Origin of the sequence: Vibrio sp. YT-15, from assembly GCF_033337445.1 — a bacterium.
In the GTDB taxonomy this organism is placed as follows: Bacteria; Pseudomonadota; Gammaproteobacteria; order Enterobacterales; family Vibrionaceae; genus Vibrio; species Vibrio alginolyticus.
In genome coordinates this window covers 1-15723 of sequence record NZ_JAWOQR010000019.1, presented here as the reverse complement: position 1 = coordinate 15723, position 15723 = coordinate 1, and the positions used below count along the sequence as shown (strand labels likewise).

The following is a 15723-nucleotide window of genomic DNA, read 5'->3' as shown; positions in this document are numbered from 1 at the left end:
AAGAATGATCGAGATCGACTCTAGGCATGCAAATGAGTTAAGGACGAGCCAGCAAGATCAAAAGTTCAGAATTGTCACTGAGCAAGGATTCAATCGTGCAGTTATCCAACTCCGCCAGAAAGGCACTTTTTGCTTTCGCCAATTTATCTTTGAGGCGGCAAGCAGGGGTAATATGGCAAAAATCCACACCACAGTTGACTAAATCTAACGGCTCTAAATCGCGCACAACACCACCGACTGTGATTTCAGATGCTGGCTTCATCAGCCGGATACCACCGTTTTTTCCGCGCACGGTATGGACATAACCCAACTGTCCTAACCGATTGATAACTTTAACCATATGGTTGCGCGACACACCAAATAAATCCGTCACTTCGGTAATGCTGGTTAACTCATCTTCCGGCAACGAAGCCAAGAAAATTAAGGTTCTCAACGCATAATCAGTGAAACTAGTTAACTGCATATTCTCTCCCAAAGTGCGACTCAATAACCCGCTGGTGATGCTAAACCCCCAAACTTGAGCTATCGATAAAAGTGTAAATCTTTTCTTGATCGAAAGATACATTTGAGATACAACTTTAAACATGCATTATAAATACAACTTAAAGTAGGAAGCCCTTATGCTCAGCAATCAAACTATCGAGATCGTCAAAGCGACTGCACCACTCATCGCCGAAACAGGACCAAAACTGACCGCGCACTTTTACGAGCGTATGTTTACTCATAACCCTGAGTTGAAAGATATTTTTAACATGAGTAACCAACGTAACGGCGATCAGCGTGAAGCATTATTCAACGCTATCTGTGCCTATGCTGCCAATATTGAAAATTTGCCAGCTCTGCTTGGCGCAGTAGAGAAAATTGCGCATAAGCACACGAGCTTTTTGATCACAGAAGATCAGTACCAAATCGTTGGTAAGCATTTACTTGCGACAATCGATGAGCTTTTTAATCCAGGTCAAGAAGTGTTGGATGCTTGGGCTGAGGCTTACGGCGTACTTGCGAATGTATTTATTCAGCGCGAAGAACAAATTTACCAACAAAATGAAGCTTTGGAAGGCGGCTGGCGCGGTCTACGCGAATTTGAATTAGTCGATAAAAAGATTGAGAGCGAACACATTTGCAGCTTTGTGTTCAAGCCAACCGATGGCCAAAAAGTGGCGCCGTATAAACCGGGACAATACCTTGGCATCTACATCAACAGTGACCAGTTAGAAAACCAAGAAATTCGCCAATATAGCCTGTCTTCTGCGGTCCAAGAGAACACCTACCGTATCTCAGTAAAACGTGAAGAAGGCGGAAAAGTGTCGAACTACCTGCACGATAGCCTGAACATTGGCGAAAAAGTGCAGCTTGCGGCCCCTGCCGGTGATTTCTTTATGGATGCCGAACCACAAACACCCGTTGTTCTAATTTCTGCTGGTGTGGGACTTACTCCAACGCTGTCAATGCTAGAAAGTCTCTCAGCACATCAAGCACCTGTAACTTGGGTTCATGCAACAGAAAATGGCCAACAGCATGCTTTCAAGCAACACGTAAACCAACTCGTTGCAGAAAAAGAAAATATGAACGCGCTCGTTTGGTATAACCAACCAACGGCAGAAGACAAGCTAGGTGAAGACTTCCACTTCACGGGCTTTGTCAATCTGTATGAAATTGAAGCTGCATTAAAGCAAGATAAAGTGCAGGTATACTTCTGTGGTCCTGTAGGATTTATGCAGCACGTAGCGAAACAGCTATTAGAACTTGGCGTACCAGAAGAGCAATTCCATTACGAATGCTTCGGTCCACACAAAGTGGTTTAAGCGCTACCAACTATCGGGAAAACAACAAAGCCCACGTGACGTGGGCTTTGTTGTATGAAGTTGTTTGCAATATTGAAGCGTTACCAAAAGGTGTCTCGCCGTTTAGCTCGAGCAATAACGTTTTGTGGCATGCGCTGTTCAAGGCCGTTTCTCAATACAGTTATGCGCTTATGCTGCCGCTTATCTGCTGTGACAGAGTTATATAACCAACGATACGCATCTTCGTAATCGAGTGGACTGCCATAATCACGTAAAAGCAACTCGGCCAGATGAATACGCGCGTTTAGGTTTCCCATTGACGCAGCTTCTCGCAAATATGGAATTGCACGTTCTTTATCTTGCTGTACTAAAGTGCCACGCGAATAGTATCGGCCAATCTGCTCTAGTGCAGCTGGTAACCCCTGATGCGCTGCATTTTCGATGTAGTAAAGACCCAGTTCGACATCTTGCTCGACACACACACCCCAAGCCAACATATCTCCGTACAGAAATTCATAAGCGGGTAAGTTAATTCGAGTCGCACGAGCTACGATATCCTCCACCAGCTGGCAGTTATCAGCGCGCACACGTTGTAAGTGCTTATTTTGCTCAATAAGCTTTATCAGCTCTGCTTCGGTATAGATCGGAACTGGTGCCCCCACATCAGCAACATTGGCTTTCACTGTGGTAGCAACCAAGGTCAACAACAGTGAAGCAGCCACTGTTCGTAACTTCATAAACGTACCCTTAAGGTGTCTAAGAAACCAAAGATCGGTGAAGGATCTCCTCTGCTTGATAACCTTATCGGCAAAAAACAGCTAAGCTTTAGACAATTTTTGCCTCTGATTTAGGCTAAGCGGCAAAAACTTGCCATATGAGAGTCACGCTGTTTTTGTTCAGATACAAAAAAGCCGACCAGAAGGTCGGCTTTTGCAATCTTTAACGGCTATCAATTAAGCTTCGAATGGGTGAACTTTGATGATAGTTTCGTTACGGTCAGGACCTGTAGAGATGATGTCTACTGGAACGCCAGTTAGCTCTTCAATACGCTTGATGTAGTCAAGAGCTGCTTGTGGTAGAGCATCTAGTGACTTAGCACCAAATGTATTCTCAGACCAACCTGGCATTGTTTCGTAGATTGGCGTTGCTTTTTCGAATGCTTCAGCAGCCATCGGAGAAACTTCTAGCACAGAGCCATCTTCCATCTTGTAACCAGTACAGATTTTTAGCTCTTCTAGACCATCTAGTACGTCTAGTTTAGTTAGACAGAAACCAGATACAGAGTTGATTTGGATTGCACGACGCATAGCAACAGCATCGAACCAACCTGTACGACGTAGACGACCAGTTGTCGCACCGAACTCGTGGCCAACTTCACCTAAGTGCTTACCAATTGGATCTTGCTTATCTAAACCGTCGTATAGTTCAGTCGGGAATGGACCAGCACCAACGCGAGTACAGTACGCTTTCGCGATACCCAAGATGTAACCGATGTGACGAGGACCAAAACCAGAACCTGCAGCAACACCACCAGCTGTCGTGTTAGAAGACGTTACGTACGGGTAAGTACCGTGGTCGATATCAAGTAGTGTACCTTGTGCGCCTTCGAACATGATCTTGTCGCCGCGCTTACGTGCTGCGTCTAGTTCGTCAGTTACGTCGATAACCATTGAAGTTAGTAGCTCAGCGTAGCCTTTCGCTTGCTCAAGTACTTCTTCGTAGCTTACTGGCTCCGCTTTGTAGAAGTTAACTAGTTGGAAGTTATGGAACTCCATGACTTCTTTTAGCTTCTCTGCGAAAGTCGCCATATCGAATAGGTCGCCAACGCGTAGACCACGACGAGCAACTTTATCTTCGTATGCTGGACCGATACCACGACCAGTAGTACCGATAGCTTTTTTACCGCGAGCGATTTCGCGAGCTTGGTCCATTGCAACGTGGTAAGGAAGAATTAGCGGACATGCTTCAGAAATGAAAAGACGCTCGCGTACTGGAATACCGCGCTCTTCAAGAGGCTTCATTTCTTTAAGTAGAGCTTCAGGTGATAGTACAACACCGTTACCGATAACACATTTTACGTTATCGCGAAGGATACCTGATGGAATTAAGTGAAGAACGGTTTTTTCACCGTCAATTACGAGAGTGTGACCTGCGTTGTGACCGCCTTGGTAGCGTACCACGTATTTTGCATCTTCAGTTAAAAGGTCTACGATTTTACCTTTACCTTCGTCACCCCATTGGGTGCCTAGAACGACTACGTTATTTCCCATCTTTCCAAGTCTGATTGCTAGTTAAAAATGGATTCTAGCACCGAATCACGCTTCTTGCAGTCATTTTTTGTTCACAGAGTTGCTACCAGAATGTCATCTTGCCGCTTTGTTCATTTTGAAATCAGCATATCACTGATAGTATTTAGCTTTCTCTATTCGACTGGAAAGCGCTATGTCTGAATCCATATGGTTGGCGATTGGGCTCGTCTTGATCGTGGAAGGCATTGGGCCACTGATTGCTCCTAACGGTTGGCGGAATATGGTGGCTCAATTAAGTGAACAACCCAACAATCAGCTACGACGCATCGGTGGCTGCCTAGTAGTTGCTGGAGCCGTCATCGCCATCATGATGAGCTAGCACTTAGCATCAGATACAAAAAAGGCTCCCTAAGGAGCCTTTTATTTCAATGAGACGCGGAGATTATTTCTCCATGCTGCCCTTCGACTGGTTCATGTATTGGAAGAACTCACTCTTCGGATCAAGCACCAGAATATCGCTCTTAGAGCTGAAGGACTTCTCATACGCACGTAGCGAACGTAGGAAGCTAAAGAACTCAGGGTCTTTGTTGTATGCTTCAGCATAAATCTTCGCAGCTTCAGCATCCGCCTCACCTCGTGTCACACGCGCAGTTTTATCAGCTTCAGCTAGAATAGTTGCTACTTCTAGTTCTGCTTGAGCACGAATAACTTCCGCTTTTTCACGACCTTGAGAACGGTGCTTACGAGCAACGGACTCACGCTCCGCACGCATACGACGGTAGATAGACTCACTGATTTCATCAGGCAGGTTGATTTTCTTCATTCGGAAATCAACGACACGAACACCCAAGTCTTTCATTGCGCTTTCACGCGTGTCTTTCAATACTTCAGACATGATTAGGTCGCGTTCACCATCAATCTCAAGCGCCTCACGAGCCGCTTCAGTTGCGACAACATCGGCACTTGCGTCTTCTGGTAGCACATCATCGTTACGTGGACCAGATACGATCTGTTTGATTTCACGAGCACCGATTTCAGAACGAAGCACGTCCGTCACTTTACGCTCAAGTAGTGCCTCTGCCGTTAGCGAGTTACCACCGCCTGTCGCGAGGTAGTAGCGACCAAAATCTTCAATACGCCACTTCACGTAGGTATCAATGATAACGTCTTTTTTCTCAGACGTTACGAAACGGTCTGCACGACCATCCATTGTTTGGATACGTGCATCAAGTTGTTTCACACGGTCAAACAAAGGCATCTTGAAATGCAGACCAGGCTCGTAAATTCGAGTGATGTCGTTATTGTCTTTCAAGACACGACCAAATCGAACCACGATACCGCGCTCACCTTCAGGAATCACAAACAAAGACATCAACATTAATGCCAGTGCGATTACCAGTACAGGGATCATTAACTTACGCATTCTTAGTATCTCCCTTGACGTGAACCTGTTGAACGAGACTGCGAGTTCGAAGTGTCTTCTTGTGTACGATCAGACTCAAGTTGAATTTGATCATAGGTTGAAGATGACTTCGATTTACGTTTGGTATCTGCTTTGCCCTCTTGTCCCGCCAACTTATCGATTGGAAGGTAAAGAAGATTGCCGCTTGATTCCGAGTCAATCAACACTTTCGAAGTGCTTGAGTACACCTCTTCCATTGCGTCAATGTACAGACGATCACGCGTTACACCAGGCGCTGCTTGGTATTCTGGTAATAGTTTTTCGAACTGTGCTACCTGACCAAGAGCCTCGTTAGTGACACGCTCATTGTAACCTTGTGCTTCTTTCTTCAAACGCTCTGCTCGACCCGTTGCCTTAGGCAAGATTTCGTTCTTGTATGCTTCAGCTTCACGAATGAAACGCTCTTCATCCTCACGTGCTGCGATTGCATCATCAAACGCATCTTTCACTTGCTCTGGTGGACGAGCAGACTGGAAGTTCACATCAACAAGTACCAGACCCATATCATAGCTATCAATGATTTGGTTCAGTGTTTCTTGCGTAGTTTGACGAATTTGCTGACGACCACTGGTTAGAATGCTATCCATCAATGAGTCACCAATTACTGCACGTAGTGCAGAATCCGTTGCTTGACGCAAGCTGTCGTCTGCATTGGTTACACGGTACAAGTATTTGTATGGGTCAGTCACTCGGTACTGAACATCCATCGCAACTGTTACAACGTTTTCATCTTTAGTCAGCATTAGACCAGATGCACGTAGTGAACGAATCGCTTGTACGTTTACCGCTTCGTACTCATCAATAAAGCGAGGACGCCAGTTAAGACCTGGGTCTACGATGCGATCGTATTTACCTAAACGCAGTACAACACCACGCTCTGCTTCACCGATGGTGTAAAAACCAGCGAAGAACCAAACTGCAACAGCAATCAGAGCAATCACGCCAAAGCCAATTGCACTACCACCACCGCCGCCGATTGGAGAACCACCGCCGCCTTTTTTACCAAACTTGCCGCCCAGCTTTTGACTCAGTTTGTTGAACACTTCATCTAAATCTGGCGGACCTTGATCTCGGCCACCAGGACGCTGGCCACCACGATTATTATTACCCCAAGGGTCATTATCGCGGCCATTGTTGCCGTTGTTATTTCCAGGCTCATTCCACGCCATTAGAAAGCTCCATCATTTGATATGACGTTATACTGTAGCAGTCCTTTAAGTGACTATAAAGCCAGTCAAAACTGCCCCTTCTCTTTTTTCAAGTCTAGACCAATCTACTTGCTGCATTCGAATATCGATCAACAAGTTACCATCCTGGTCATATTCCTCACGTTGAATACACTTCATTTGGAAGAAGGTACTACGGAATCGTCCTTGATACTGTGGAGGAATTCGCAACTGATGCTCGACCATTTGTGACGCCAGACGTTCCGTCAGAGCCTCAAACAGGACATCAATGCCCAACCCATCCATTGCTGAAACCCAAACTGCGCGAGGTACGCCTTCCTCGTCTCGTTCTATACGTGGTTTCTGCGAATCTAGATTGTCGATTTTGTTCATGACAACCAGAGTCGGCACTTCATGCGCGTCGATCTCTTCTAGTACTTCATGAACAGCTTGAATATTCTCACGAAAACGCTCATCACTGGCATCAACAACATGTAACAAAATGTCAGCTTCTTGCGTTTCCTGCAAGGTTGCCTTGAAGGCCGCAACCAAGTCGTGTGGCAAATGTCGAATAAAACCAACCGTGTCTGCCAAGATGGCAGGGCCAACATCTGCTAACTCTATCTTACGTAAAGTCGGGTCCAAAGTAGCAAATAATTGATCAGCCGCGTACACGCCAGCTTCTGTAATACGGTTGAAGAGTGTCGACTTACCCGCGTTGGTGTAACCAACAAGTGAAACCGTTGGGATTTCAGCTCGATTTCGGGCGCGGCGCCCTTGTTCACGCTGCTTCGCTACTTTGTCTAAGCGTCGCAGGATGGCTTTGATTCTGTCACGCAATAAGCGACGGTCGGTTTCCAGCTGGGTTTCACCCGGGCCACGTAAACCGATACCACCTTTCTGCCTTTCAAGGTGCGTCCAACCACGAATCAAACGAGTAGAGATATGACGAAGTTGAGCCAGCTCTACCTGTAGCTTACCTTCGTGTGTTCGAGCTCGTTGAGCAAAGATATCGAGAATAAGACCAGTGCGGTCGAGAACTCGACATTGGCACAGTGCTTCGAGGTTACGTTCTTGGGCAGGAGAGAGGGCGTGATTAAAAATCACAATTTCGGCACCCGTTGATTGTACCGCTGTAGCAATCTCTTGGGCCTTACCCTCTCCGACATAGTATTTCGGGTGTGGGGATTGACGACTACCAGTTACCACTTGTAGCGCCTCTACCCCAGCAGAAGAAACCAGCATTTCGAACTCAGCCAGATCTTCCCATTCACCTTCTTGCGTGAAGTTGATATGAACAAGTACGGCTCGCTCACCGGATTCATAACGGTCAAACAAGCAATCAACTCCTTATTTTAAAAATACTCGATGAAGAATTAATCTTCTGATTTCTCTTGTGGACGCTCACCTTGTGGACGTTCACCGCTGTGATGGCTCACTGGACGAGCCGGCACAACTGTTGAGATCGCGTGCTTGTACACCATTTGGTTAACAGTATTCTTCAGCAGGATCACAAATTGATCGAATGATTCGATCTGACCTTGTAGTTTAATACCATTCACAAGGTAGATAGATACCGGGATACGCTCACGACGTAGCGCGTTTAGAAATGGGTCTTGTAGAGATTGCCCCTTAGCCATTTTTATTTTCCTTATTTAATTTGTAGTTGTAATTATTTAGCTAGTGGTGCAATGCAAAAGATACGGCTTTTGCATCTGAGCTAAACGAATCAAAAATGCACTCTAAGTAATTAGCAGCATAGTATAAAAACTGCCAACAACAGATCCTTTGAGAGTGCGTTCACGCAAAAACGATCACATTATACACAGCTATGTCAATCAGATGCTATTGCTTCCGACATCGTTTCTAATGCCTGTTCAATGTTCTCGCTATCCAACCAAGTTAAATCATCCCAGCTGCGTAACCAGGTGATTTGACGCTTGGCCAATTGACGAGTCGCGCATACGCCACGAAATACCGCTTCGTCACGTGTACACTCCCCATCTAAATACTCCCACATCTGTCGGTAACCGACGCATCGTATGGAAGGAAGATCGGGGTGAAGATCTTTTCGCGAATGTAACGCTTTCATTTCTTCTTCAAAGCCCGCTTCCATCATCTTCTCGAAACGGAGTTCAATCCGACGGTGAAGTTCTGCCCTATCCTTGGGAGCTATTGCAAACTGCTTGACTCGGTATGGTAGGCTTTCACCTTTCGTTTGAGTCAATTCAGTCAAAGTTTTACCTGAAATGCGAAAAACTTCCAATGCCCGAGATAAACGTTGGGGATCATTGGGATGGATTCTCGCGGCTGACACAGGATCAACCTCTTTGAGTTCATCGTGCAACACTGACCAACCTTTAGTCAATGCCTCTTGTTCAATTTGCTGACGAATTTCAGGATTTGCAGCAGGAAGTGGTGATAAACCTTCAAGTAACGCCTTGTAATACAGCATTGTTCCACCCACAAGAAGTGGAATTTTTCCTTCTGCAACAATATCATCCATCGCTTTCAATGCATCTCGACGAAAGTCGGCGACAGAGTAAGATTCACTTGGATCCAAAATATCTATCAAGCGATGAGGCGCCAAACTTAACTCTTTTTCATCCGGTTTCGCCGTACCGATATCCATCCCTTTGTAGATCAAAGCAGAATCAACACTGATGATCTCAATCGGAAATTTTTGACGAAGACGAATCGCCAGCTCAGTTTTGCCTGATGCAGTTGGCCCCATTAAAAATAGCGCCAAAGGTAGTTTATCTGTCATGGTTTTAATTTGGCTATCGTGGCAGAGAAATCAACAGCGGATACGAATTTTGTATCTTCTAATGGCAATTGACCATGTCTTAGCTGTTCAAGTTCCGCAATAATTTGAATGGCTTCAGAAAAAGTATAGTGACTCTTCACTGTCGTGACCTGTAATGCGAGCCAATCTATCAACTCAGACAGCATCTGAGCCGCTGCTATACCTTCGTTCACACAAGATTGCGCGTAAGATAACAGATCTGGTACTAAATTTTGTAAGTTTTGTTGACGCAGCGGAGCTGGGACGCCCATCACCATTAAGGCGTGCTCGTTTCTCGCTTTCAATTGAATACCAAGCAATGCCAAATCTTGTTGATAATCTTGGGCCAGTCTCACTAATTCGGCCTCTAACTTAATAGATAGAGGAACAAGCAGAGGTTGTGCCTTGAGTGCACCATCGCTTGGAGAAAGCTGGCCTTTTACACGATAAAATTCTGCTCTAGGTAACGAGACTAACGCCGCCCCACTGTCACTGCTCATCAAAACAAATTGTTCATCGACCACCATCAGCGCTTTGCCTAATGCAGTAATCGATGGCATTGATGTGTGCGAAGTTATCGTTTGGGGCGCTATTGGAGTGACTGCCTGAGCCTCAAACTCTGGCGTTTTCAACAGCTCGTGATAAGCGCGTACTTCTTGTTTAGTTGGCGCTGGTTCTACGTGGCGCTCTTTACTGTGACTTGGCTTTGGTGCAGGTTTGGATTCCACCCAATCATTACGTTTGAATGACTCCACTACGCGCGCCTCTCGCACGGAGGTTTCACTAGGACCGCTATTACGAGGCTTCACTTCATAATCACTGCGTCCAGGATAAGCCGGTGTACTCTCTATCGCTTGATAAACCCGCTCTGGTACTGGTGAAGATGCTGGCTCTTGTACATTTTCAGGCTCTGGCGAATGCTCAATCTCTTCGGACTCAGTCGGTTCCACGCGATGAAATGCCGATTCATTCACCTGTGGTTTATCAATCACGGCGCTTTGCGCAAGTGCATCCGTCAAAGCTTGATAGATGAAATCATGCACCAAACGAGCTTGGTGGAAACGCACTTCATGCTTAGCAGGGTGAACATTCACATCTACTTGGTGCGGATCCAGCTCAATAAAGAGCACATACGCAGCAAACTGATCTGGCTTTAAGCTCATTTCATAGCTTTGACGAATCGCGTGATTGATTAATTTGTCACGCATCATTCGGCCATTCACATAGCAATATTGTAAATCGCTTTGCTGCCTTGCTCCCTCTGGCGTGGTAATCCACCCATGTAGCTTTAACCCTTGATGCTCAAGCTCGATTCTGAGCATATGCCGCACAAACGCATTACCGCAGACAGCAGCAATACGCTTTTCGGTTTGAAGCTGATTTTTCGCCGCGCGATATTGACGGATGATCTTGCCGTTATGACGCACATTGATGGTGACATCAAAGCGACTTAACGCAATACGTTTCAATAACTCATCAATATGAGCAAATTCGGTTTTCTCCGTACGAAGAAACTTGCGACGCGCTGGAGTATTAAAAAATAAGTCCAACACCTCAACAGTCGTGCCAATCGGGTGCGCTGCTGGCTTAAGCTTCACCTGCATATCACGCCCTTCGGAGTAGGCACTCCAGGCTTCTTCTTGTGCCGCAGGACGCGACGTGAGCGTCAAACGCGAGACTGAGCTAATACTGGCTAACGCTTCACCGCGAAAACCTAGACTCATAATGGCTTCGAGATCATCTAAGGTATGTATCTTAGATGTCGCATGACGACTGAGCGCTAAGCCAAGTTCATCTTTCGCGATACCTTTTCCGTTATCACGAACACGAATCAGCTTTGCGCCTCCTTTCTCGATATCGATATCGATTCGAGTTGCGCCAGAATCAAGACTATTTTCAACCAGTTCTTTAATCACAGAAGCAGGTCTTTCGACCACTTCCCCTGCGGCGATTTGGTTTGCAAGTCTGGCTGGCAAAATTTTAATCGTCATAATGAGTTAGAAGCTCACCTACTTGTTTGGAATGATCAGGACTTGCCCAACCGCTAGCTGATCAGAGCGTAAGTTATTCGCTTTACGAATGCTCGATACGCTAACGCCGTATTTGGACGCTATTTTGCCAAGGAACTCACCCCGAGAAACCTTGTGCTTACGAATCGGTTTATCTTTTACCGCGACCGTTATCTTCAACTTTTGCCCTACCCACAAGGTATCTGACTTCAAGTTATTCTCTCGGCGGATATCTGAAACCTTCACTTTATAGTGATTCGCAATCTTACCTAAGAACTCACCAGACTTAACCTTGTGCGTAATGGTTTCTGTCTCAACAGTAATCGGTTTACTTGGCACTTTAATCGTACCAGCAGAAGGAATGTTGAGCTTCTGACCAATTGCCAAGCCTGTCGACTTCAAGTTGTTTGCCGACATCAGCGCTTTAGAGCTAAGCCCATATTTGTTCGCGATCACCGATAATGACTCGCCACGCTTTACAATATGTACCATTGGCTTCGCTGAAGGCGAGAACACCGTACCCTCTGGTGGGTTATCTTTTAAGTACTTGACGACCGCCTTAGTGATAGCCTGAGCTAACTTATCTTGGTGCGCTCGTTGAAACAGTAAACGCTCTTCTGTTGGGTTAGAAATAAAGCCCGTTTCCACTAGCACAGACGGAATCTGTGGAGAGCGTAAAACCGCAAGGCTGGTGTTGATCGGTTTGGTGTTATGCAGGTGCGCAACACGTCCCATCTCACCTAGGATTTCTGTTGCCAGCTTATAACCTTCTTTTTGTGAATGACTAAACTGCAAGTCCAACAAAGTTTGGTTCACGTTACGATCTTTTGTCTTCGTGAAGAACGCATTACCCGAGCCGCCCAATAACTCAGACTGTTTCTCATGGTTCTCGACCCAACGAGCAATTTCGGTATTTGCACGACGAGTATTTAGTACGAAGACCGATCCACCGCGAGGCTTCGGTGAAGTAAACGCATCTGCGTGAATGGAGATCAGCAAGTGCGCATCATTTTCACGAGCAATCGCGACACGACGGTTTAAGTTTACAAAATAATCTCCCGTACGAGTCATGCGCGTTTTAATACCAGGAGTCGCATCGAGCTGAGCAGCAATTTTTCTTGAGATACTCAATACCGCATCTTTCTCGTACTTACGACGTGAAGGGCCAATAGAGCCAGGGTCTTCCCCACCGTGACCAGGGTCGATAACAATTAACACTTCTTGAGCTCGTTGAACTGAACTCATGTCTTTGCTGGCCGCCGCTGGCTTACTCGGTTTAGAGGTCGATGCCTTCTTACCGTGCGGTAAATCAATCACCAAGCGGTGACCATACTGCCCACCTGGTGTTGGGCTTAATTTAAATAATTCCGCTTGAACGCTCTTTTTTAGTTCAAACACCAAACGATAAGTGCCCTTCTCTGGAGGCGAGCTTTTTCGTACCAGTTTTAAAACAGGGCTATCCGTAACAGTAACAGGCAGTTTGGCCTGCATCGTCGTGCTTTTTAAATCCACGACAAGGCGATCCGGCCCTGATAAAGAGAAATAGGAATAGTCAGCTTCCGAGCCTAAATCGATGACAACACGTGTTTCATCAGGTGAAGGCCAAACTCGAAAACTCTTAACGACGTTAGCAAATGCTAAATTGGGGATGAGAAGGAGAAAAGTGGCGACAAACGTCGCCACTACTCTAAAATTAGAAAAACTCAACATAGCTCCAATCGACTGAGTAACTGCACACCATAATCATTATTAGCTGTTAGTTCGGCTACACGTTGCTCACCTTGGTAGCGAATGTTTACATCAAGATCCGGTTGTGGCAGTAAGCCATGCCCTTTTTCAGGCCATTCAACCAAGCAAATCGCATCGTCTGTGAAATAGTCTCGAATCCCCATAAACTCAAGCTCTTCAGGATCCGCAAGACGATAAAGGTCGAAGTGATATACTTGCCACTGATCCAACTGGTACGGTTCGACTAGAGTATAAGTTGGACTTTTCACGTTACCTTGATGACCAAGAGCACGGACAAAACCACGACTAAAGGTTGTTTTACCTGCACCCAAATCACCATGCAGATAAATTGTGGTTTGCTGGGAACAAAGCTGAGCCAAAGCGGTGCCTAGTGCAACCGTTTCATGCTCATCTTTTAAATTGAATTGTTTCGTGCTCATTGATGCTTCTCTAACTAATGATCGTTGACTATATAAAAATCAAAAGAACAGGAATAGTAAACCGTGTTGGTTTTGAGAGACAAGCTTTCAAATGTCATATGTGCGAAAAAAGTATCCAATAAACGGTATCTTAATCATCTTAGTATCGACCTAGATTTAGAATATATGCAAATGACTTCAATAAGCAGTATTCACAACATCAAAAACGTACCTAACTGGGTAGCACCAAAGCCAGAGATCCGTTAAGATCCGCCCCCCTTTATTCCGGTGGTTAATATGAACTACGAACAACTCGCACAACAAATCAAAGTTTGGGGAAAAGAACTCGGCTTCCAAAAAGTTGGGATCTGCGACGTTGATCTGAGTGAACATGAAGCAGCACTACAAAAATGGCTTGATGCAGGCTATCACGGCTCAATGGATTGGATGGCTCGTCACGGTATGATGCGTGCTAGACCCCATGAGCTACTCCCGGGAACCGTTCGTGTTATCAGCGTCCGGATGGACTATCTGCCACCAGAGGCTCAATTCGCTTCGAACCTCGCGAATAAAAGTCATGCCTATATTAGCCGCTACGCACTAGGGCGCGATTATCACAAGCTCGTCAGAAAGCAGCTAAATAAGCTCGGCAAACTTATTGAACAAGAGGTTGGTCAATATGGTTACCGACCTTTCGTTGATTCCGCACCAATATTAGAGCGACCTCTCGCCCAAAAAGCGGGCTTAGGTTGGACCGGGAAACATTCCCTGATTTTAGATCAAGACTGTGGATCGTGGTTCTTTTTAGGTGAACTACTTATCGACTTACCACTACCCGTTGATGAGCCAAGCGTTGATCAGTGCGGTAAATGCAAAGCATGCATTACATCATGCCCAACACAAGCCATCATTGAAGACAAAGTTGTCGATGCCCGGCGTTGTATCTCTTATCTCACCATCGAGTTCGATGGCGTGATTCCTGAAGAGTTTCGAAAGCCAATGGGTAACCGCATTTATGGTTGTGACGACTGTCAATTGGTTTGCCCATGGAACCGCTACGCCGACATAACGGAACAAGATGATTTCCACCGTCGTGACAGTTTCAAAAACCCTGACCTCGTCGACATGTTTAACTGGGATGAAGCGACTTTTCTAAAAAATATGGAAGGCTCCGCTATCCGTCGTATTGGTCATATACAGTGGCTACGTAACATCGCTGTCGCACTTGGTAATGCAGAATATAGTCAGCGAATCATAGATGCGCTGGAAAGTCGGCAAGGTGAAAATAAATTACTTGATGAGCACATTAAATGGGCTTTGACAGAGCAACTGAATCAACTCCCCACTGAGAGTAATTCATCTATAGAGACGAAAAAGCAACGCTTAATAAGGACAGTCGAGAAGGGACTGCCGAGAGACGCATAGAGCGTAGTCTATATGCAAGAGATTGAAAGTACTTTTGCATGTTCAATTCATGACCTTGTTCTCAATTTTGTAATGTGGAAAAAAATTTGAGATTCAAGAAAAACAAGCTAGCAGAAAAAAGTTAAACACAGTTCGGAGAAATGACTAGGATCAAAAAAACACCAGTTAATGATCGTATTTTAACGTACTCGATCCGACAAAAAACTTATTTTTTCTTTATATAACAAAGATTTAATTGATATTTCTTTGTTGTTTCCACTTCACTTTAGAGAAAAGATCTTTCTTCCCCATCATAAAAAGTCAAGCTAAAAACACTTTATCAACCAACTTATCCACAGAACGACGTATGTGGATAACTCTGTTAATTAAAGTAGATAAAACACGCGAAGCCTCATCATACTTGTACGTCAGCCGATTCATATCGTGTTTTAAACACAAACGAAATCGTCCGACATCATATGATGCGGATAAAAGTTTAGCTTTTGGGGATTCATGCTTCGCAGCATTATGAAAAGAGCGATGTGATTGGTTGCGAGAAGCAGGCGTTGAATCAAGCGGCGCATCCGTAGACGACTTAACAATTGTATACTAAATAAGTACTCAATCTATCGTCTTGTATTTGGTTGCGGGGGCCGGATTTGAACCGACGACCTTCGGGTTATGAGCCCGACGAGCTACCAAGCTGCTCCACCCCGC

General features: G+C 45.4%; 14 protein-coding genes. 3 read left to right on the top strand and 11 right to left on the bottom strand.

Annotated elements, in window-relative coordinates; all coding sequences use genetic code 11:
- Positions 1 to 37: 37 nt before the first annotated feature.
- A complete protein-coding gene (gene nsrR / locus R7D93_RS22605; protein ID WP_017633731.1) occupies positions 38 to 463 on the bottom strand; it encodes a nitric oxide-sensing transcriptional repressor NsrR in 426 nt (141 codons plus the stop codon).
- 157 nt (positions 464 to 620) lie between these two features.
- Here nsrR and hmpA point away from each other — a divergent pair, with 157 nt between their 5' ends.
- Positions 621 to 1805, top strand: coding sequence for an NO-inducible flavohemoprotein (gene hmpA, locus R7D93_RS22600; protein WP_186584610.1), 1185 nt, complete (start codon positions 621 to 623; stop codon positions 1803 to 1805).
- Between the two features lie 80 nt (positions 1806 to 1885).
- Here the strand turns inward: hmpA and motX are convergent, their stop codons facing one another.
- Entirely contained in the window at positions 1886 to 2521 is a 636-nt protein-coding gene (gene motX / locus R7D93_RS22595) for a flagellar protein MotX (RefSeq protein WP_005381388.1), read from the bottom strand.
- A 216-nt stretch (positions 2522 to 2737) separates the two neighbouring features.
- A complete protein-coding gene (locus R7D93_RS22590) occupies positions 2738 to 4054 on the bottom strand; it encodes an adenylosuccinate synthase (protein WP_005381385.1) in 1317 nt (438 codons plus the stop codon).
- 172 nt (positions 4055 to 4226) lie between these two features.
- Here R7D93_RS22590 and R7D93_RS22585 point away from each other — a divergent pair, with 172 nt between their 5' ends.
- Entirely contained in the window at positions 4227 to 4412 is a 186-nt protein-coding gene (locus R7D93_RS22585; RefSeq protein ID WP_005381383.1) for a DUF2065 domain-containing protein, read from the top strand.
- A 63-nt stretch (positions 4413 to 4475) separates the two neighbouring features.
- Here the strand turns inward: R7D93_RS22585 and hflC are convergent, their stop codons facing one another.
- The 8 genes from hflC to tsaE form a co-directional block, all read right to left on the bottom strand.
- Positions 4476 to 5456: a protease modulator HflC gene (gene hflC, locus R7D93_RS22580; RefSeq protein ID WP_005381382.1), complete on the bottom strand. Its 981-nt coding sequence runs from the start codon at positions 5454 to 5456 to the stop codon at positions 4476 to 4478.
- 2 nt (positions 5457 to 5458) lie between these two features.
- Positions 5459 to 6664, bottom strand: a complete 1206-nt coding sequence (hflK, locus tag R7D93_RS22575; RefSeq protein ID WP_005381381.1) for an FtsH protease activity modulator HflK — start codon at positions 6662 to 6664, stop codon at positions 5459 to 5461.
- Between the two features lie 45 nt (positions 6665 to 6709).
- Positions 6710 to 7999 carry a ribosome rescue GTPase HflX gene (gene hflX, locus R7D93_RS22570; RefSeq protein ID WP_005381380.1) on the bottom strand — a complete coding sequence of 430 codons (1290 nt, stop codon included), beginning with the start codon at positions 7997 to 7999 and terminating at the stop codon, positions 6710 to 6712.
- Between the two features lie 38 nt (positions 8000 to 8037).
- Positions 8038 to 8301 (bottom strand): RNA chaperone Hfq, encoded by a 264-nt coding sequence (gene hfq / locus R7D93_RS22565; RefSeq protein ID WP_005381379.1) that lies wholly within the window; start codon positions 8299 to 8301, stop codon positions 8038 to 8040.
- Between the two features lie 194 nt (positions 8302 to 8495).
- A complete protein-coding gene (miaA, locus tag R7D93_RS22560; protein WP_005381378.1) occupies positions 8496 to 9428 on the bottom strand; it encodes a tRNA (adenosine(37)-N6)-dimethylallyltransferase MiaA in 933 nt (310 codons plus the stop codon).
- Positions 9425 to 11437 carry a DNA mismatch repair endonuclease MutL gene (gene mutL / locus R7D93_RS22555; RefSeq protein ID WP_017633727.1) on the bottom strand — a complete coding sequence of 671 codons (2013 nt, stop codon included), beginning with the start codon at positions 11435 to 11437 and terminating at the stop codon, positions 9425 to 9427. The genes miaA and mutL overlap by 4 nt, the downstream gene beginning before the upstream one ends.
- A gap of 18 nt (positions 11438 to 11455) precedes the next feature.
- A complete protein-coding gene (locus tag R7D93_RS22550) occupies positions 11456 to 13165 on the bottom strand; it encodes an N-acetylmuramoyl-L-alanine amidase (RefSeq protein ID WP_005381374.1) in 1710 nt (569 codons plus the stop codon).
- Positions 13159 to 13623 carry a tRNA (adenosine(37)-N6)-threonylcarbamoyltransferase complex ATPase subunit type 1 TsaE gene (gene tsaE, locus R7D93_RS22545; RefSeq protein ID WP_005381372.1) on the bottom strand — a complete coding sequence of 155 codons (465 nt, stop codon included), beginning with the start codon at positions 13621 to 13623 and terminating at the stop codon, positions 13159 to 13161. The genes R7D93_RS22550 and tsaE overlap by 7 nt, the downstream gene beginning before the upstream one ends.
- Positions 13624 to 13899: 276 nt before the next feature.
- Between tsaE and queG the strand changes: the two genes are divergently transcribed.
- Positions 13900 to 15027: a tRNA epoxyqueuosine(34) reductase QueG gene (gene queG / locus R7D93_RS22540; RefSeq protein WP_225497155.1), complete on the top strand. Its 1128-nt coding sequence runs from the start codon at positions 13900 to 13902 to the stop codon at positions 15025 to 15027.
- Positions 15028 to 15723 lie beyond the last annotated feature (696 nt).

What these genes read in the sequence shown, in the direction of transcription:
- R7D93_RS22585 (WP_005381383.1), top strand. Translation starts at nt 4,227, where the DNA reads ATGTCTGAATCCATATGGTTGGCGATTGGGCTCGTCTTGATCGTGGAA.
- mutL (WP_017633727.1), bottom strand. Translation starts at nt 11,437, where the DNA reads ATGACGATTAAAATTTTGCCAGCCAGACTTGCAAACCAAATCGCCGCA.
- hflK (WP_005381381.1), bottom strand. Translation starts at nt 6,664, where the DNA reads ATGGCGTGGAATGAGCCTGGAAATAACAACGGCAACAATGGCCGCGAT.
- nsrR (WP_017633731.1), bottom strand. Translation starts at nt 463, where the DNA reads ATGCAGTTAACTAGTTTCACTGATTATGCGTTGAGAACCTTAATTTTC.
- hfq (WP_005381379.1), bottom strand. Translation starts at nt 8,301, where the DNA reads ATGGCTAAGGGGCAATCTCTACAAGACCCATTTCTAAACGCGCTACGT.
- queG (WP_225497155.1), top strand. Translation starts at nt 13,900, where the DNA reads ATGAACTACGAACAACTCGCACAACAAATCAAAGTTTGGGGAAAAGAA.
- R7D93_RS22590 (WP_005381385.1), bottom strand. Translation starts at nt 4,054, where the DNA reads ATGGGAAATAACGTAGTCGTTCTAGGCACCCAATGGGGTGACGAAGGT.
- miaA (WP_005381378.1), bottom strand. Translation starts at nt 9,428, where the DNA reads ATGACAGATAAACTACCTTTGGCGCTATTTTTAATGGGGCCAACTGCA.
- R7D93_RS22550 (WP_005381374.1), bottom strand. Translation starts at nt 13,165, where the DNA reads ATGTTGAGTTTTTCTAATTTTAGAGTAGTGGCGACGTTTGTCGCCACT.
- motX (WP_005381388.1), bottom strand. Translation starts at nt 2,521, where the DNA reads ATGAAGTTACGAACAGTGGCTGCTTCACTGTTGTTGACCTTGGTTGCT.
- tsaE (WP_005381372.1), bottom strand. Translation starts at nt 13,623, where the DNA reads ATGAGCACGAAACAATTCAATTTAAAAGATGAGCATGAAACGGTTGCA.
- hmpA (WP_186584610.1), top strand. Translation starts at nt 621, where the DNA reads ATGCTCAGCAATCAAACTATCGAGATCGTCAAAGCGACTGCACCACTC.
- hflC (WP_005381382.1), bottom strand. Translation starts at nt 5,456, where the DNA reads ATGCGTAAGTTAATGATCCCTGTACTGGTAATCGCACTGGCATTAATG.